Raw genomic sequence first — 17,415 nt, forward strand, 5'->3', positions numbered from 1 at the left:
CATATCAACTGCGGGCCATAAAACCCGCGCACGGTTCAAGGGTCGCGCAGAATGCGCTCACCTTCGGACTCAATGTCCTCAAACTGTCCGCGGTCGATGGCCCACCACAATCCTCCCAGGATGAAGAAGACCAGCACCACGGACAACGGAATCAGCAAATACAAAATGTCCATCAAGCCCCCTGCAGTGCGACGGGTGTAAACGCGGCGGTGTCACGGCTCAGACGCAAGGCATTGAGCACCACCACCAGTGAGCTGCTGGCCATGCCCAACCCCGCCAGCCAGGCGGGCAACCAGCCCACCACGGCCAGTGGCACACAAGCGGCGTTGTAGAGCAGCGCCCACCAAAGGTTTTGCCGCACCACCTGCAAAGTTTTGCGCGCCAGTTGTACCGCCAGCACGACCTGCTGCAAGCTGCCGCCCAGGAGCACAAAGTCCGAGCGTGCCTGGGCCAACGGCACGGCGTTGCCAAACGCAAACGAGACATGGGCACCGGCCAGCACCGGCCCGTCATTGAGCCCATCGCCCACCATGGCCACCTTGTGGCCCGCGCGCTGCAGCTGCTGCAAGTAGGCCAGCTTGTCGGCCGGAGAACAGCCACCCTGTGCCTGCGCGATGCCCAAGCGGCTTGCCACTTGCGCCACGGACGCCATGCGGTCCCCCGACAGCAGGTGCACCGCAATACCTTGCGTCTGCAGTGCCTGCACCACCGCGACGGCCTCGGCACGCAGGTCCTCATCCAAATCAAAGGTAGCCAACCAACCCTGTGCATCGCTCAGGTGCACCTGCAGGCCGGTCTGGCCCGGCGCAGGATTGTTGACTCGGCAAAACGCGGCGGCGCCCAATCGCAGAAGACTGCCATGCCCAGCCACGTCCATACCGGCACCCACCACCACCCCCTGCACGCCCTGGCCTGCAAATTCTTCGGCAGCGGCACAGGTCCAACGCTTCGCCTGCCCTGCTTGGCGCGCCGCGTCCGCCAGAGCACGCGAAGCCGGATGCAAGGAATGCTGCGCCACGGCGCCAGCCATGGCCAGCGCATCGTCCTGCGAGATACCGGCACGCGTGTGCACGGCATGCAGGCCCATGGCCTCACGCGTCAGGGTGCCGGTCTTGTCAAACACCACGGTGTCGACCTCCGCCAGCGCCTCCAGCGCCGGCAACCTGCGCACCATCAGACCCGCACGGGCCAGGCGGCCTGCCGCCGCCAGCATGGCTGCGGGCGTGGCCAGTGACAACGCACATGGACAGGTCACCACCAGCACCGCCACAGCCACCATCAGCGCGTGGCCGGGGTCACGCCCCCACCACCAGGCACAGGCCAGCACCGCCGCAACCAGCACTGAGAAAAGAAAAGGTTTGGCCAGCCGGTCTGCCAGCAGCACGCCCTGTGGCTTGGTGGTGGAGGCGCTGTCCATCAGTGCCACGATCTGGGCAAACCGCGTCCCCTCCCCTACTTGCTGCACCCGCACCAGCACCGTGGCATGCAGGTTGTGGCTACCCGCCACCACACTGGCGCCTACACCCCGAGGCAACGCACGCGATTCGCCTGACAAGAGCGCCTCGTCCACCAGCGTATGGCCCTCTTCGACCACACCATCGGCGGCAAAGGCCTGGCCGGCCTGCACACGGATCAAGTCGCCGACCTGCAGACGGCGCACGGCTACGGGCACAAAACTGCTGTCTGCCGCCTGGCGCTCCACGCTGTCGGGCAGGCGGTTCATCAGCGCCTCCAACGCCCCGGCCGTACGGTCCCGCAGGCGCAGCTCCAGCCAGCGGCCGGTCAGCAGAAAAAACACAAACATGGTGAGCGAGTCAAAGTAGACCTCGCGACCAAACAGGCCCTGGGGATCAAAGGTGCCCGCGGTGCTGACGGCGAAAGTAATCGCCATGCCCAGGGCCACCGGCAGATCCATGCTGATGCGCGCGTGCATGATGTCCTGCACGGCGCTCTTGAAAAACGGGCCGCAGGAAAACAGAATCACCGGCAGCGTCAGCACCCACGAAGCCCAGCGCAGCAGCTGCTCCATTTCAGACGTCAGGTCACCGGGCTGGGCAATGTAGGCGGGCCATGCGTACATCATCACCTGCATCATGCACAGCCCCGCCACCAGCCAGCGCCACAGCGCCTGGCGGGAGGCCGCGCGGCGGCGTTCGCTGGCGAACACATCGTTGGCAGGCACGGCGCGGTAGCCCGCGCGCTGCACCGCCTGCATCCAGCGTGAGGGCTGCACGGCAGAGGCCAACCACACCACGCGCGCACGCTGGCTGGCCGCACTTACGTGGGCGCTGAGCACACCGGGTACCTGGCGCAAGGCGTCTTCCACCGTCAGCGAACAGGCTGCACAGTGCATGCCCTCAATCACCACACTGGATTCCCACTGGTCCGGCACCTGGGCGTTGGCCCGGCTGAACGCGCTCCACTCCAGCGGGTCGTCCAGCAAAGCCAGCACGGCAGGCGCATGCGGCGCAAATGCGGGACTGGGCAAGCTTGCAACGTTCATGGGTTGAAGTGTGCGGGGTTACATGTGTAAAAAGCTTGATACAGATCAAGCGGGCATGCGGAAACGAGCGTAACCTGAAAGCCTCTTACCTACAAGGAGCCTTTATGTACCAACGCATCCTCGTCGCTACCGATGGCGCCCCTCTGTCCGACAAGGCTGTCAGCAGTGCCATCGACCTGGCCGCCCTGTGCGGTGCCGAACTGATCGCCCTGCAAGTGGTGCACCGGTACCCGCAGGCCTATTTCGATGGTGGCATTGCACTCGAATCGGAAGACGTGCAACGCGTGGAGAAGAGCTGGGCCGATGCCGCCCAGGTGGTGGTGGACGCCGTGCAAAAAGCGGCCCAGGCCAAGGGGGTCAAAGCCCAAGCCTTGGTGGTGCGTGGCGAAGTCGTTTCAGACGCGCTGCTGGCCGCCGCCAAGCAGCAGCACTGTGACCTGATCGTGATGGCCTCACACGGACGGCGCGGCTTGCAACGCCTACTGCTGGGTAGCGAAACCCAGCACGTGCTCACGCACAGCCATATTCCCGTACTGATTTTGCGATAAACGGGGGCTGCCCCCCGAATATATTGACTTATTCGCTACAAGATCGATAGCAACTTCGATTCGCCATCGTCGGCATGCAGGGCGCGCACCGCGGTGATGTCTTCCCAGACGTTGAGGAAGCTTTGCACGCAGCGGGGGTCGAAATGGGTGCCAGCGCCAGCGTTCAGAAAGTCCACCGCCTCCTCCAGCGTCCAGGCCTTCTTGTAGGGGCGCTCGGAGGTCAGCGCATCAAACACATCGGCCACCGCCACAATGCGGCTGAACAGCGGAATGGCTTCACCCTTGAGTCCCCGGGGGTAGCCGCTGCCGTCAAACTTTTCGTGGTGCCCCAGGGCAATTTCTGCGCCGGCCTGCAACACGCGTGAGGCGCTGCCCCGCAAAAGCTCGTAGCCGTAGACGGCGTGCTGCTTCATGATGGTGAACTCGGCCTCATTCAAACGCCCGGGCTTGAGCAGGATGTTGTCCGCAATGCCCACCTTGCCGATGTCGTGCATGGGAGCGGCCTCCAGCAGCAGGTCCTGATCGGCTTCGGACAGGCCCAGATCCCGCGCAATCAACCTGGAGTAATGGGCCATGCGCGAGATATGGGCGCCCGTCTCCGGGTCCCGGAATTCGGCCGCCTTGGACAGGCGCATCACGGTATCGCGCTCACGCGCCAGAATTTCTGCGGTGGCTTTTTGCACCTCAGCCGCCAGCCAAGCCGCACGGTCAGCCAGTTTGCTTCGCGCATCACTGAGAATCAGCATGTTCTTGGCGCGCGCCAGAAACTCCACCTTGTCCACCGGTTTGCTGAGGAAGTCATTGGCACCAGAGTCCAGCGCCCGGTAGCGCACCGCCTTTTGATCATTCGCCGTGACCATCATGATGGGCGCGATGTCACAACCCGGAAGTTTGCGGAACAGGCGGATAAAGGACAGCCCGTCCATGCCCTGCATCTGGTAATCCACGATGACCAAGTCCACGGGGGTTTTCTTGGACCAATCCAGCGCCTCTTGCGGGCTGGAAAAAGGCACCGCAACGCAGCCCTCCAGCTTCTCCACCAACGTGCTGAATAGATGGAGGTTGGCGTCGTTGTCGTCAACGATGAGTACGTACTGCATAGCCCCAAGTATGACTGTTCCGCAGGGCTTGACTGTCGCGCTCGGGCATGGGGTTAACCCGCTGGAGGCAACAGGGCAGCGGGCGCCCGACCTCAGGCGGTGCGGTACTGCTCGCGCAGCAGATTTTTCTGCACCTTGCCCATAGCGTTGCGCGGCAGTTCGGCCACCACCACGCAGCGCTTGGGCACCTTGAAGTTGGCCAAGGTGGACTTGAGCGTGGCAATGATCTGCGCAGGGTCCACCGTAGCACCCGCCAGGGGCACGATGACAGCCACGCCCACCTCGCCAAAATCGGCATCGGGCACGCCCACCACGGCGCTCTCGTTCACGCCGGGCAGGTTGTTGATATAACCCTCAATCTCAGCCGGGTAGACGTTGTAGCCGCCGCTGATGATGAGGTCCTTGCTCCGGCCCACGATGGTCACGTAGCCCTCTGCATCCACGCGACCTACGTCACCGGTCTTGAAGAAGCCGTCTGCCGTGAACTCCTGCGCGGTCTTCTCGGGCATCTGCCAATAGCCCTGGAACACATTGGGCCCGCGCACCTCGATGCCACCGGTTTCACCTTGTGGCAAATCCTTCCCCGCCTCGTCGCGCACGCGCAGTTGCACCCCAGGCAGTGGCCGGCCCACGGTGCCCACCTTGCGCTTGCCGTCGGCCACACGGCCGGGATTGGAGGTAAGCATGACGGTTTCGGACATGCCGTAGCGCTCCAGAATTGTGTGGCCGGTGCGGGCTTGCCATTGGTGGTGCGTGTCCACCAGCATGGGCGCCGAGCCGGAGACAAAGAGGCGCATGTTTTTGCTCACCTGCGCAGTCAGCCCGACCTCCGCCAGCAGACGCACATAGAGCGTGGGCACCCCCATGAACACGGTAGCGCGCGGGAAATGCTGCAGCACCACCTTGGGGTCGAACTTGGCGCACCAGACCATCTTGCTGCCGTTGATGAGTGCACCGTGGATGGCGACAAACAGGCCGTGCACATGGAAAATGGGCAGCGCGTGGATGAGCACATCACCGGGCTTCCAATCCCAGTAGGTCTGCAACACGCGCGCGTTGCTCAGCAAGTTGCCGTGGCTCAGCATGGCGCCCTTGCTGCGGCCGGTAGTACCGCTGGTGTAGATGATGGCGGCCAGGTCGTCGGCCGCGCGCGTGGCAATGGTGTGCGTCTTGGGGAACTGGGATGCACGGTCCAGCAGCGAGCCCGTGCGGTCGTCGTTCAACGTGAACACATGGGCAGTGCCGGCCAGAAAGGCCATCTTGCTGACCCAGCCAAAGTTGCGCCCACTGCACACCACCACCGAAGGCTTGGCGTCCTCGATGAAGTAGGCCATCTCCGCGCTTTGGTACGCGGTGTTGAGCGGCAGATAGACCAAGCCAGCGCGCAGCGTGGCCAGGTAGAGCACCAGTGCCTCCACCGACTTTTCCACCTGCACTGCGATGCGCGCCCCCCGGGGCAGCTCTAGAAACTCCAGCAGGTTAGCCACCATGGCGGTGGCTTGATCCAGGTCGCGCCAGCTGTACTGCAGGCCGCTGTCGGTTTCCACCGCGCAGGCGCTCAGGTCGGCGGGAAAGGCGGCGCGCAGGGCCGCAAAGAGGTTGGCGTTGTCGGTATGGGCCATGGGAATGTCTTGGTGTAGAGGGTCGGTTCAGAACTGCGGCTTGCGCTTGGCCAGAAAAGCGGCAATGCCTTCGCGGTGCTCCGCACTGTCGGCATAGGCGTAGGCCGCGGCGGCAAGGCCTGCTATGGAATCAGGAGCTGTCTGTGCATACTCCACGGGGGCTAGAGGTCGATTGGATGCTTGAAGCGCCCCCAGAGTCTGCTTGTTCATGCGGGCAGCGGCAGGCGCCAGGCTGGCCACGCGCTGGGCTAGTGCCTCGCTGTGGGCCGCCACGTCGGCGTCGTCCAGCACCTGCAGCAGGAAGCCCCGCGCCACCAAGGCGGATGCGTCAAACACCTCAGCCGCCAGCAGCATGGCGCGCGCCACCGCATCCCCCGCTGCCCGCGCGACCAAGGCCGCTTCGCGTGGTGCCATGGGAAAGCCCAGGCGTGCAATCGGTGCGCCAAAGCGCGCCGAGGCACCTGCCAAGCGCAGATCGCAGCAGCTGGCCATCTCCACGCCCGCACCCATACAGTTGCCCTCGATCTGCGCGACGATCGGTACATCGCAGTCCAGCATCGCCTGCAGGCCACCCCACACCTCGTCCTCATGGAACTGGCGCAGTGCAGCCTCGTCAAAGCGGAAGCTGGGGTACTCGGCAATGTCGCCGCCCGCACAGAAGTGGCCACCCTCCCCGCGCAGCAGCACGCAGCGCAGGCCTCGGTCGGCCTGGAGGGCCGTGAACACGGCCTGCAGCTCGCGCCACATGGCGCGCGACATGGCGTTGAACTTGCCCGGGTGGCTGATGGTCACGCGGGCGATGCCGTCCGCGCTTGCCAGGCTGATTGCACCGCTCATGCTTTGACGGCGGCAAGGCCCATCACGGCGTCGGGCAGCGCCGTGGCAATGCCGGGGAATACGCAGATCAGGACGACGGCCAGCAACATCAGCAGCACAAAGGGCAGCACCCCCCAGATGATGTCCTTGAGCGGGATGTCCGGCGCGATGTTCTTGATGACGAAGATGTTGAGCCCCACGGGTGGATGGATCAGTCCGGTCTCCATCACGATGGTCATCAGCACGCCAAACCAAATGAGGTCAAACCCCGCAGCCTTCAGCGGCGGCAGGATGATGGGCGCGGTCATGAGGATGATGCTGACCGGCGGCAGGAAAAAGCCCAACAGAATCACCATCACCAGAATTGCCGCCAGCAGCACCCATTTGGACAAGTGCATGGCCACGATCCACTCGGCCGTGGATTGGCTGATGTGCAAATAGCTCATCACGTACGAGAACAGCAGTGACATGCCGATGATCATCATCAGCATGGTGGACTCCTTCAGCGTGGCGGTGAGAATCGGCGCCACATCGCGTGGACGCCACACCCCGTAAATGGAGGCGATCAGCACCAATGCGAGCAGCGCGCCCAGGCCCGCTGTCTCGCTGGGTGTGGCGAAACCGCCATACAGCGCGACCATGACACCGATCAGCAGCAGCACAAAGGGCACGACGCGCGGGAGCATCTCAAACTTCTGCCGGGTGCTGAAGGTCTCGCGCTCCAAGAGCGCCGAAGCGGCGCCGGTGCGTTTGAATTCGGCTTCGGCCAGCGTGTACTCCTTGCGGTAGCGCAGCACGGCGTACACCGAGAACAAAGCCACCAGCAAAAGTCCCGGGAAGATGCCCGCCAGGAACAGGCGCCCCAGCGATTGCTCCGCGGCCACCGCGTACAAAATCATCGTCACCGATGGCGGCAGCAAGATGCCGAGCGTGCCTCCGGCGGCAATGATGCCGGCGGCAAAGCCCGGCGAGTAGCCCCGCTTGCGCATCTCGGGAATGCCCGCACTGCCAATGGCCGAGCAGGTGGCCGGGCTGGAGCCCGCCATGGCGGCAAACAACGCACAGGCAAACACATTGGCGATACCGAGGCCACCAGGTATGCGTCCCATCCACACGTGCATGGCGGCATACAGATCCTGCCCCGCCCGCGAGCGGCCTATGGCCGCCCCTTTGAGGATGAACAGCGGGATGGACAGCAGCGTGATACTGGCCATCTCTTCGTACACGTTTTGCGTCACCGTGTTGAGCGCGGACGCCGGCATGAACAAGTACATGAACAACACCGCCACGCTGCCCAGCGCAAACGAAATCGGCGCGCCCGAGAACATGAACAGCAGCGTGACTGCGCCAAACAACAAACCTATGGTCAACATGCTCATGCGCCAGCTCCTGCGTTGTGCTTGCGCAGGCCATTGACCCGCGTACCCCATTGAACCAGCAGCTGCAAGCTCAGCAGGCTCATGCCCAGTGCCATCAGGCCATAGGGAATGGACAAGGGGGGGGCCCAGGATGACGACGTCGTTTGCTGCTCCACCCAGGCTTCATGGAACAAGGTCCACGACTTCCAAGCGAAGAAAGTGCAGAACGCCAACCCCATCAGATCGACCAACACCAATCGCCAGCGGTTCACCGTCGTTGGCAGCAGCGTGGCCACAGCTTCGATGCCCACATGGCCGCGCAACCCCTGCACGTAGGCCCCGCACAAAAAGGTGGCACCCACCAGGCAGAACACGGCGGCTTCATCCTGCCAGTCGGTGGAGGCCTGCATCACATAGCGCGACACCACGCTATAGGTCAACACCAGGGAGGCCGCCAACAGCGCCAGCATGCCCAGCAGCACCATGGCCTGGTTGATCCACAGCAGCAACTGCGCCAAGGGCCGCAAGAACCCCGGCGTGTCCGGGTCTATGCCGACCGCGGCGGGCTGCGCCCCAACAACGGCGCCGCTCACAGCAGCTTTTGCGCAGCCTTGAGCAGCGCAGCACAGGATTCGTTCTTGTCGTTGAAGTCTTTCCACGCGGTCTCGCGGGCGATGACTTGCCATTTCTTCAGCGTGGCCTCGTCCATGTCATAGACCTTGGCTCCGGCTTTGGCGTAGATGTCGGCAGCAGCCTTGTCGTCCGCCTTGGCCGCGTCGCGGGCAAACACTTCCAGCTCGCCACCAACCGCCATCACCGCGTCCTGCTGGGCCTTGGGAAGGTTGGCAAACACCTCCTTGGAGATCATCAAGGGCTCGAACATGAACCAGTAGGTCTTGTCGCGGCCCGTGGTCAAGTGCTTGGCAATTTCTTCCAGCTTGAACGAGATGAAGCTGGTGCTGGATGTCATCGCAGCATCCATGGCGCCGGTCTGCATCGCGGCGTAGATTTCGTTGGACGGCAGCGTGATGACCGAGGCCCCCGCTTGCTTGAGCATCATGTCCATTTCGCGGCTGCCACCGCGCACCTTCAGGCCTTTGGCGTCATCGGGTGTCAGCAGCGGTCGCGTGCGGCTGGCCACACCGCCGGCCTGCCAGATCCAGCTGACAACGATGATGCCCTTGTCGTCCAGCACCTTGGTCAAGAGCTTGCCGACCTCGGCATTCTTCCAGGCCGCACCCTGCTCGTAACTGGGCACCAGGGCCGGCATTAGGCCGATATTGGTCTCCGCCACTTCGCCGCCAGCGTAGGACAGGGGCACCAGGCTCATGTCCAACGCGCCCTTGCGCATGGACGAGAACTGGGCATTGGTCTTCATCAACGACGATCCCGGGTAGACGGACGCCTTGAGCGCGCCGCCCGTGCGCTTCTCCACGTCGACGGCAAACTTGCGGCACAGGCGATCACGAAAGTCACCTTCCGTCAGCGTGCCACCGGGAAATTGGTGGGAGATTTTCAGCCCACCGCCCGCCTGCGCCCAAGCAGAGCCACCGGCCATGCCAGCCAAGGCGCTGGCACCCATGGCCTGCGTGAAACTACGTCGTGTCAAAGTCATGTCTGTCTCCTGAGAATCGTTATTGGAAAGTCAACTCGCTGATGGCAGACGCCACCGGAATCTTGCCCTGGGCCAGCATCTCGCGGTGCCTGTCCAGGCGTTTAAGGTCGTACAGGTAATTGACCATGAGCCCGTACGACTGTTTGAGACCCTTGGGGGATGGATCACTGGCCCAGTTCAGCCGCTCCACGCGGGCGCCGTTGCCGAGATGAAAGCGCGCCACACCGTCCAGCGGCTTGCCCTGCGTGGTCTCGTGGCCCAGGTACTGCGCGGCACAGCGCAGCAGCATGTGGCGCACGGCCGACGAAGGTTTGAGCGAGAGCGCATTTTCGGCCGCGGCCAGAAAGTGGGTGGCCGTCACCGGCTCAAACCCCACGGCCCGGCCCAACTCGTCGCGTGCGTTGGCATCCAGCCGTTCGATCAGGCTGGCCGCGTTCTTGCCCAGCCACTGGCGAAAGCCGGGAATAGGCGACAGCGTGGCAAAGGTCTTGAGTTTGGGGAACTCGGCCTTCAGCGTTTCCACCACGCGCTTGATGAGCGAATCGCCAAAACTCACACCGCGCAGGCCATCCTGCGTGGTGCTGATGGAGTAAAAAATGGCCGTGGTGGCGGCGTTCAGATCGGCCGCGTCGGCCGACTCGTCCAAGAGCGGCGTGATGCTGTCGGCCAAGGCGTCCACCAGTGCCACTTCCACGAAGATCAGCGGTTCGTCAGGCAGGCGCGGGTGGAAGAAGCCGTAACAGCGGCGGTCCGAGTCGAGCCGGTTTTTCACATCGGCCCAGCTCTTGATGTCGTGTACCGCCTCGTACTTGATGAGTTTTTCCACCAGCGAGGCGGGCGAATCCCAACTGATACGGCGCAGGTCCAGAAAACCCACGTCGAACCAGGTGGAGAACATGTACTCCATTTCCACATCCAGCGCCTGCAGGCGCTTGTCGGTTTTGAGCGCTGGCTGCATCTCGGCGCGCAGGTTCACCAGGAAGCGGATGCCCTGCGCGTCCACGCTGAAGCGCTGCAACAGGCGGCGGCGCGGGGACACGGTGGCGCGGCGGTAGTGCACTTCGGCGGCGGCTTCATCGGGCGTGCCCACCGCGGCAGCGAAGGTGGCCTGCGCGGCCTTGACCTTCTGTGCATCGGCCACAAACATTTCGCTCATCAGCAGCCACAGGTCGCGCCGGCGCGCCAACGTCGCACCGGCATACCAGGCGGCCAGCGCCGTGGCGCGACGCCCGCCCTCCACTTCGCTCACCCGGTCGTCGATGACGGCCTGCAGCTCCTGCAGCGTGCGGCGCAGCATGCGGGGTGACAGCGCCTCATCCCCCTGGCGCAGCGTGGCATTGAGGCGCTCACGCGTGGAGCGCGCTGAGCCCAACGCCTTGGTTCCTGCCACAGAACCGGCGGCAGACGGCACGCCAGTTGCTACATTTTTAAGAGCAACTTGTTCATTTTTTACGGGGGCTATCGCCTCTTTTCGCTTGGAACTCTTGGGCAAGAGCCGCGCCACATTGCGGTTGATCCACGAGTCCTGGTTCATGCCAGCAGCCTGCTTTTTTGGTTGCGGGCCAGCTCGCGCAGCGCCTCGCGTTGGCGCAGTAAATGGGTGCGCATGGCGGCATCGGCGGCATCGGCGTCACGCGCCTTGATGGCGGCAAACAAAGCCAAGTGTTCACTCAGGCTTTGCTCCAACCGGCCCGGCGCATGCAGCTGCTGCAGGCGCGCCAGTTTCAGAATCTTGCGCAAGTCGGCAATGCTTTGCGCCAGCCAGCGGTTGTTGGCCAGCGTGATGATGGCTTCGTGGATGGTGAAGTTGACTGCGTAGTAGTCGGTGATGCGCTTGGCCGTGGCGTGCTGCTGCAGGCTGGTGTGCAACGTCTCCAGCGCGGCGATGTCGGCATCGGTGGCGTTGCGCGTGGCCTCCAGTGCGCAGCGGCCTTCCAGCAGCGCAATGATGGGGAAGATTTCGTCCAGATCCTGCTCGGTGACCTGGCTCACAAAACTGCCACGCCGCGGCTCATGGCGTACCAGCCCCTCTGCTGCCAATACCTTGAGCGCTTCGCGCAGCGGCGTGCGCGAGATGGCGAGCTCTTCACACAATGCGGTTTCGTCGATGAAACTGCCCGGCGCCAGCACTCCCTCAAAAATTCGCGCCCGCAGGCCGTCTGCGACCTCGTCGTGCAAAGAGTTGTGAATCAGACGCATGGACATAATTTTCTGTAATTACAGGTAATTACATATCCATCCCCCGCACCGGTCAAGGCTTCCTGACTGGTGTTTTCCCTAAAGGCTGATCAAACTTGTGTGTCGCGGCCGCCGGCCCAGCGCCAGAGCAAGGCGCCGCCGACGATCATGGGAACGCATAGCCACTGGCCCATGCTCATGCCCAGGCTGAGCAGGCCCAGGTGGGCGTCGGGTTCGCGGAAGAATTCGGCGATGAAGCGGAACACGCCGTAGCCAAACAAGAAGGCCGACGCCACCTGCCCCTGCTTGCGCGGTGTGCTGGCGTACCACCAGAGCAGCACAAACAGCAGCAGCCCTTCCATGAGGAACTGGTAGACCTGCGAAGGGTGCCGTGGTGCATCACCCGCACCGCGGAACACCATGCCCCAAGGGAGCGCGGGGTCGGCCAGCCGGCCCCACAGCTCGCCATTGATGAAGTTGCCAACCCGGCCAGCGGCCAGCCCAGTGGGCACACACGGCGCCACAAAGTCAGCCACTTGCCAAAACGGTTTGCTGCGCGAACGGGCAAACCACACCATGGAGCCAATCACACCCAGCATGCCACCATGAAAGCTCATGCCACCCTGCCAGACAAAAAACACCTCCAGCGGGTGGGTGGCGTAGTACACGGGCTTGTAGAACAGGCAGTAGCCAATACGCCCGCCCAGCACCACGCCCACCACGCCCAGAAACAGGATGTCCTCGACGTCCTTGAAGGACCAGGCCTGCGGGCCTGTGAGCGCGTTGTACGGTGCGTGGCGCAGCCGGCGGCTGCCCAGAAACATGAACAGCGCAAAGGCGACCAGATAGGTGAGGCCATACCAGTGCACAGCCAGGGGGCCCACTTGCAGGGCGACGGGGTCAATTTGGGGATGGATCAGCATGACCCGCATTGTGCCCCGACCAAGGACCGATCTCGGTCCTTGGGAACGTCATGCACGCAGGACTTCAGTCGTCGAGCAGGGACAAATCGCGCACGGCACCCTTGTCGGCCGACATCACCAGCTTGGCATAGGCCTTGAGCGCCGCAGACACCTTGCGGGGACGGGGCTGCGCAGGCTTCCAGCCCAGCTTGTCCTGCTCCACACGGCGCTTGGCCAACTCGTCGTCAGACACCAGCACGTTGATGCTGCGGTTGGGGATGTCGATGCGGATGCGGTCACCATTGCGGACCAACCCAATCGCTCCACCGGCGGCTGCCTCGGGCGATGCGTGGCCAATGGACAAGCCGGAGGTGCCACCGGAGAAGCGGCCGTCCGTCAGCAGCGCACAGGCCTTGCCCAGGCCCTTGGACTTGATGTAGCTCGTGGGGTACAGCATTTCCTGCATGCCGGGGCCGCCCTTAGGGCCTTCGTAGCGCACGATGACCACGTCACCCGCCTTGACCTTGTCGGCCAGGATGTTTTCCACCGCCTCGTCCTGGCTTTCAACCACGTGGGCGGGGCCTTCAAACACCAACAGGCTATCGTCCACACCGGCGGTTTTGACGACACAGCCATTGAGGGCAATGTTGCCGACCAGAACGGCCAGACCGCCTTGTTGCGAGAACGCGTGGTCCACAGAGCGGATGCAGCCCTCCGAACGATCGGTATCCAGGCTGGGCCAACGGGCAGCCTGGCTGAAGGCCACTTGCGTGGGAACACCGCCGGGGCCAGCCATATAGAAGGTCTTGACCTCATCAGACGGGTTGCGCTTGATGTCCCAGGCGTCTAGCGCGTCCTTCATGGTCTTGCTATGCACGGTGGGCACATCGGTGTGCAGGCGGCCTGCGCGGTCCAGCTCCCCCAGAATGCCCATGATGCCGCCGGCGCGGTGCACGTCTTCGATGTGGTACTTGTTGGTGTTGGGCGCGACCTTGCACAGCTGCGGCACGATCTTGGACATGCGGTCAATATCGGCCATGGTGAAGTCGATTTCGGCCTCTTGCGCAATCGCCAGAATGTGCAGGATGGTGTTGGTAGATCCGCCCATGGCGATGTCCAGCGCAATCGCGTTCTCAAACGCCTTGAAGCCCATGGAGCGTGGCAGGATGCTGGTGTCGTCCTCTTCGTAGTAGCGCTTGCACAGCTCAACAGCCAGGCTGCCTGCGCGCTTGAACAGCTTTTCACGGTCCGCGTGTGTGGCCACCACCGTACCGTTTCCGGGCAGGGATAAGCCCAGCGCTTCAGTCAGACAGTTCATGGAGTTGGCCGTGAACATGCCGGAGCAGCTGCCGCACGTGGGGCAGGCGGAGCGTTCCACTTCGGCCACATCGGCGTCACTCACCTTGTCATCGGCAGCCATCACCATGGCATCAATCAGGTCGAGCTTCTTGAACTCGATCTTCTGGGTGGTGGGGTTGAGCAGCTTGACCTTGCCAGCTTCCATCGGGCCACCGGACACAAACACCACGGGGATGTTCAGGCGCATGGCAGCCATGAGCATGCCAGGGGTGATCTTGTCGCAGTTGGAGATGCACACCATGGCATCCGCGCAGTGGGCGTTGACCATGTACTCCACGCTGTCGGCAATGATGTCGCGGCTGGGCAGCGAATACAACATGCCGTCATGGCCCATGGCAATGCCATCGTCTACCGCAATGGTGTTGAACTCTTTGGCAACGCCGCCCGCTGCTTCGATTTCACGCGCTACCAGCTGGCCCAGGTCTTTCAAGTGCACATGGCCGGGAACGAACTGGGTGAAGGAATTCACCACCGCAATGATGGGTTTGCTGAAGTCAGCATCCTTCATGCCGGTGGCACGCCACAAAGAGCGTGCGCCCGCCATGTTGCGGCCGGCAGTGGATGTCTTGGAACGGTAAGCTGGCATGGTGAGTCTTGGAATTTCGGGGTTGGAAGATGAAACCAGACCCAATTATCCCCCACGCGTGTCAGCGGCGCTTCTTGCTGCCCAGAGTGCCTATGGCCTGACGGTTTTTGTCGATGCGGGCCTGCTTGCGCGCATTTTCGCGCTCGATGGCTTTGCGCTTGGTGTAACCGGTACTGTCCGCCCACCACCACCACAGCATGGCCAGACCGAACGGGGTAAGCACTATCCACCATGCCCAGGTGGCCACGGGACCGATCTCCATGTATTTCATGACCAACAACAACAAACCGATACCGAGGAAATACATTGCCTTCTCCTGCTCTAGGGGCCACGGTAAGACTTGGGTCAACCCGCGTCACTACAATGGCGTTGACTGACTGTAAACCAACCGACGAGGTCCTGATGAAAAAAAACCTGATCACCCTTGCCCTGAGTGCCACCGCTGCGCTGTCTGCGACTCCTGCGTTTGCCGATCTGGAGCTGGCCAAATCCAAAAATTGCTTGGCCTGCCACGCCGTGGACAATAAGCTGGTGGGCCCTGCCTACAAAGACGTAGCCGCCAAGTACAAAGGTGACAAAACAGCAGCCGACAAACTGGCAGCCAAAATCATCAAGGGTGGCAGCGGCGTGTGGGGCGCAGTGCCTATGCCCGCCAACTCGCAGGTCAACGAAGCCGAATCCAAGAAGCTGGCGGCCTGGATCTTGAGCCTCAAGTAAAGCGCACCTTACAAAAAAAAGCCCGCTGCACCGCAAGGTGCAGCGGGCTTTTTCATGCCCGGCGCCAACCGCTCAGTACGCTTGGCCGAGCTGATCCAGAATGGCCGGATTTTCCAGTGTGGACGTGTCCTGTGTCACGGCCTCACCCTTGGCCAGGGAGCGCAGCAGGCGGCGCATGATCTTGCCCGAGCGGGTCTTGGGCAGGTTCTCGCCAAAGCGGATGTCCTTGGGCTTAGCGATCGGTCCGATCTCCTTGGCCACCCAGTCGCGCAATTCCTTGGCGATGGCCTTGGCTTCATCGCCACTGGGGCGCGAACGCTTGAGCACGACGAAGGCGCAGATGGCTTCGCCGGTCAGGTCATCCGGACGGCCCACCACGGCGGCTTCGGCGACCAGGTCGGTCTTGGAAACCAAGGCCGATTCAATCTCCATGGTGCCCATGCGGTGGCCGGACACGTTGAGCACGTCGTCAATACGGCCCGTAATGCGGAAGTAACCGCGGTCGGCACTGCGCACCGCGCCGTCACCGGCCAAGTACAGCTTGCCGCCCATTTCTTCGGGGAAGTAGCTCTTCTTGAAACGCTCGGGGTCATTCCAGATGGTGCGGATCATGGACGGCCAAGGGCGCTTGACGACCAGAATGCCGCCAGTGCCATTGGGAATGTCGTTGCCCACCTCATCCACGATCGCGGCCATGATGCCGGGCAGCGGCAGCGTGCAACTGCCGGGCACCAACGGTGTGGCACCAGGCAACGGGGTCATCATGTGGCCGCCGGTTTCGGTTTGCCAGAAGGTGTCGACGATGGGGCACTTCTCGTGGCCCACGTTCTTGTAGTACCACATCCAGGCCTCGGGATTGATGGGCTCCCCTACCGAGCCGAGGATGCGCAGGCTGGACAAATCGGAGCGGTCCGGATGCACCGCTGCATCGCCTTCTGCCGCCTTGATCAGCGAGCGGATCGCCGTGGGCGCGGTATAGAAGATGCTGCACTTGTGGCGTTCAATCATTTGCCAGAAGCGGCCCGCGTTGGGGAACGTGGGTATGCCTTCAAAGATGATCTGCGTGGCGCCCGCAGCCAAGGGGCCGTAGGCCACATAGGTGTGGCCGGTGATCCAGCCAATGTCAGCCGTGCACCAGAACACATCTTCGGGTTTCAGGTCAAAGGTCCAGTCCATTGTCAGCTTGGCCCACAGCAGATAACCGCCCGTGGAGTGCTGCACGCCCTTGGGTTTGCCGGTGGAGCCGGAGGTGTAAAGGATGAACAGCGGATGCTCCGCGCCCACGGCCACAGGCGCGCATTCGGTGCTCTTGCCGGCCAGGGCTTCGTCAAAGGTCTTGTCGCGGCCAGCCACCATGTTGCAGGCGGTCTTGGTGCGCTGGAAGACGTAGACGGTCTTGATGGTGTCGCAGCCGCCCAGCCCCAAGCCTTCGTCCACGATGGCTTTGAGCGGCAATTCTTTGCCGCCGCGCATCTGGTAGTTGCTCGTGATCACGGCAACAGCGCCAGCGTCGATGATGCGCTCCTGCAGCGCCTTGGCCGAGAAGCCGCCGAACACCACGCTGTGGGTGGCGCCAATGCGCGCGCAGGCCTGCATGGCAATCACGCCTTCGAGCGTCATGGGCATGTAGACCAGCACCCGGTCGCCTTTTTTCACGCCATCGGCCTTGAGCGCGTTGGCAAATTGGCTCACGCGGGCCAGCAGTTCTTTGTAGGTGGTCTTGGTGACGGTGCCGTCGTCAGCTTCGAAGATGACAGCCACTTTGTTCTCGGTCGGCGTGCCGATGTGCTTGTCCAGGCAGTTGGCGGACGCGTTGAGTTCGCCGTCGTCAAACCATTTGTAAAACGGTGCGTTGGATTCGTCCAGCGTGCGCGTGAAGGGCTTGTTCCACACCACGTTTTCGCGCGCCAGGCGGGCCCAGAAGCCTTTAAAGTCTTTCTCAGCTTCCGCACACAAGGCGTTGTAGCCCTCCATGCCGGACACGCGCGCGGCCTTGACCATGGCTTCGCTAGGGGGGAACACGCGGTTTTCAACCAGCAGGGATTCCATAGCCGATGTCGATGTACTCATATTCTTGTCTCCTGGGACGAATCAAAACTGCCCGGACTGTG

The 17,415-nt window shown here is 62.8% G+C and carries 16 protein-coding genes; 2 read left to right on the forward strand and 14 right to left on the reverse strand.

Translation table 11 applies throughout. The features are described 5' to 3' along the window. Positions 1 to 35: 35 nt before the first annotated feature. Positions 36 to 173, reverse strand: a complete 138-nt coding sequence (gene ccoS, locus AC07OE_RS05610; protein ID WP_094478692.1) for a cbb3-type cytochrome oxidase assembly protein CcoS — start codon at positions 171 to 173, stop codon at positions 36 to 38. Continuing rightward, positions 173 to 2,503 (reverse strand): heavy metal translocating P-type ATPase, encoded by a 2,331-nt coding sequence (locus AC07OE_RS05615; protein WP_495069573.1) that lies wholly within the window; start codon positions 2,501 to 2,503, stop codon positions 173 to 175. Before AC07OE_RS05615 ends, ccoS begins: the two co-directional genes overlap by 1 nt. A 104-nt stretch (positions 2,504 to 2,607) precedes the next feature. On the opposite strand from AC07OE_RS05615, the gene AC07OE_RS05620 reads away from it, so the two are divergent. Further along, positions 2,608 to 3,051 carry a universal stress protein gene (locus tag AC07OE_RS05620; RefSeq protein ID WP_495069574.1) on the forward strand — a complete coding sequence of 148 codons (444 nt, stop codon included), beginning with the start codon at positions 2,608 to 2,610 and terminating at the stop codon, positions 3,049 to 3,051. 35 nt (positions 3,052 to 3,086) lie between these two features. Here AC07OE_RS05620 and AC07OE_RS05625 read toward each other — a convergent pair whose 3' ends face one another. The 11 genes from AC07OE_RS05625 to AC07OE_RS05675 form a co-directional block, all read right to left on the reverse strand. Then, positions 3,087 to 4,151, reverse strand: coding sequence for an HD-GYP domain-containing protein (locus AC07OE_RS05625; RefSeq protein WP_495069575.1), 1,065 nt, complete (start codon positions 4,149 to 4,151; stop codon positions 3,087 to 3,089). A gap of 92 nt (positions 4,152 to 4,243) precedes the next feature. Then, positions 4,244 to 5,773, reverse strand: a complete 1,530-nt coding sequence (locus AC07OE_RS05630; protein WP_495069576.1) for a malonate--CoA ligase — start codon at positions 5,771 to 5,773, stop codon at positions 4,244 to 4,246. A 27-nt stretch (positions 5,774 to 5,800) separates the two neighbouring features. After that, positions 5,801 to 6,610, reverse strand: a complete 810-nt coding sequence (locus AC07OE_RS05635) for an enoyl-CoA hydratase/isomerase family protein (RefSeq protein ID WP_495069577.1) — start codon at positions 6,608 to 6,610, stop codon at positions 5,801 to 5,803. After that, entirely contained in the window at positions 6,607 to 7,968 is a 1,362-nt protein-coding gene (locus AC07OE_RS05640) for a TRAP transporter large permease (RefSeq protein ID WP_495069578.1), read from the reverse strand. The genes AC07OE_RS05635 and AC07OE_RS05640 overlap by 4 nt, the downstream gene beginning before the upstream one ends. Further along, a complete protein-coding gene (locus tag AC07OE_RS05645; RefSeq protein ID WP_495069579.1) occupies positions 7,965 to 8,540 on the reverse strand; it encodes a TRAP transporter small permease in 576 nt (191 codons plus the stop codon). Before AC07OE_RS05645 ends, AC07OE_RS05640 begins: the two co-directional genes overlap by 4 nt. After that, entirely contained in the window at positions 8,537 to 9,562 is a 1,026-nt protein-coding gene (dctP, locus tag AC07OE_RS05650) for a TRAP transporter substrate-binding protein DctP (RefSeq protein WP_495069580.1), read from the reverse strand. The genes AC07OE_RS05645 and dctP overlap by 4 nt, the downstream gene beginning before the upstream one ends. Before the next feature lie 19 nt (positions 9,563 to 9,581). Then, complete coding sequence (locus AC07OE_RS05655; RefSeq protein WP_495069581.1) at positions 9,582 to 11,096, reverse strand: malonyl-CoA decarboxylase domain-containing protein; 1,515 nt, start codon at positions 11,094 to 11,096, stop codon at positions 9,582 to 9,584. Beyond that, positions 11,093 to 11,761, reverse strand: coding sequence for a GntR family transcriptional regulator (locus tag AC07OE_RS05660; protein ID WP_495069582.1), 669 nt, complete (start codon positions 11,759 to 11,761; stop codon positions 11,093 to 11,095). Before AC07OE_RS05660 ends, AC07OE_RS05655 begins: the two co-directional genes overlap by 4 nt. Positions 11,762 to 11,850: 89 nt before the next feature. Then, positions 11,851 to 12,663, reverse strand: a complete 813-nt coding sequence (lgt, locus tag AC07OE_RS05665) for a prolipoprotein diacylglyceryl transferase (RefSeq protein WP_495069583.1) — start codon at positions 12,661 to 12,663, stop codon at positions 11,851 to 11,853. Positions 12,664 to 12,727: 64 nt separating this feature from the next. Further along, positions 12,728 to 14,587: a dihydroxy-acid dehydratase gene (ilvD, locus tag AC07OE_RS05670; protein ID WP_495069584.1), complete on the reverse strand. Its 1,860-nt coding sequence runs from the start codon at positions 14,585 to 14,587 to the stop codon at positions 12,728 to 12,730. Positions 14,588 to 14,648: 61 nt separating this feature from the next. Beyond that, positions 14,649 to 14,894 carry a TIGR04438 family Trp-rich protein gene (locus tag AC07OE_RS05675; protein ID WP_477889270.1) on the reverse strand — a complete coding sequence of 82 codons (246 nt, stop codon included), beginning with the start codon at positions 14,892 to 14,894 and terminating at the stop codon, positions 14,649 to 14,651. A gap of 95 nt (positions 14,895 to 14,989) precedes the next feature. On the opposite strand from AC07OE_RS05675, the gene AC07OE_RS05680 reads away from it, so the two are divergent. Further along, a complete protein-coding gene (locus tag AC07OE_RS05680) occupies positions 14,990 to 15,304 on the forward strand; it encodes a c-type cytochrome (protein ID WP_495069585.1) in 315 nt (104 codons plus the stop codon). Between the two features lie 72 nt (positions 15,305 to 15,376). Here AC07OE_RS05680 and acs read toward each other — a convergent pair whose 3' ends face one another. Next, positions 15,377 to 17,374: an acetate--CoA ligase gene (acs, locus tag AC07OE_RS05685; protein ID WP_495069586.1), complete on the reverse strand. Its 1,998-nt coding sequence runs from the start codon at positions 17,372 to 17,374 to the stop codon at positions 15,377 to 15,379. Positions 17,375 to 17,415: the final 41 nt, after the last annotated feature.

The sequence above is a fragment of the Rhodoferax sp. GW821-FHT09E07 genome, assembly GCF_059416145.1.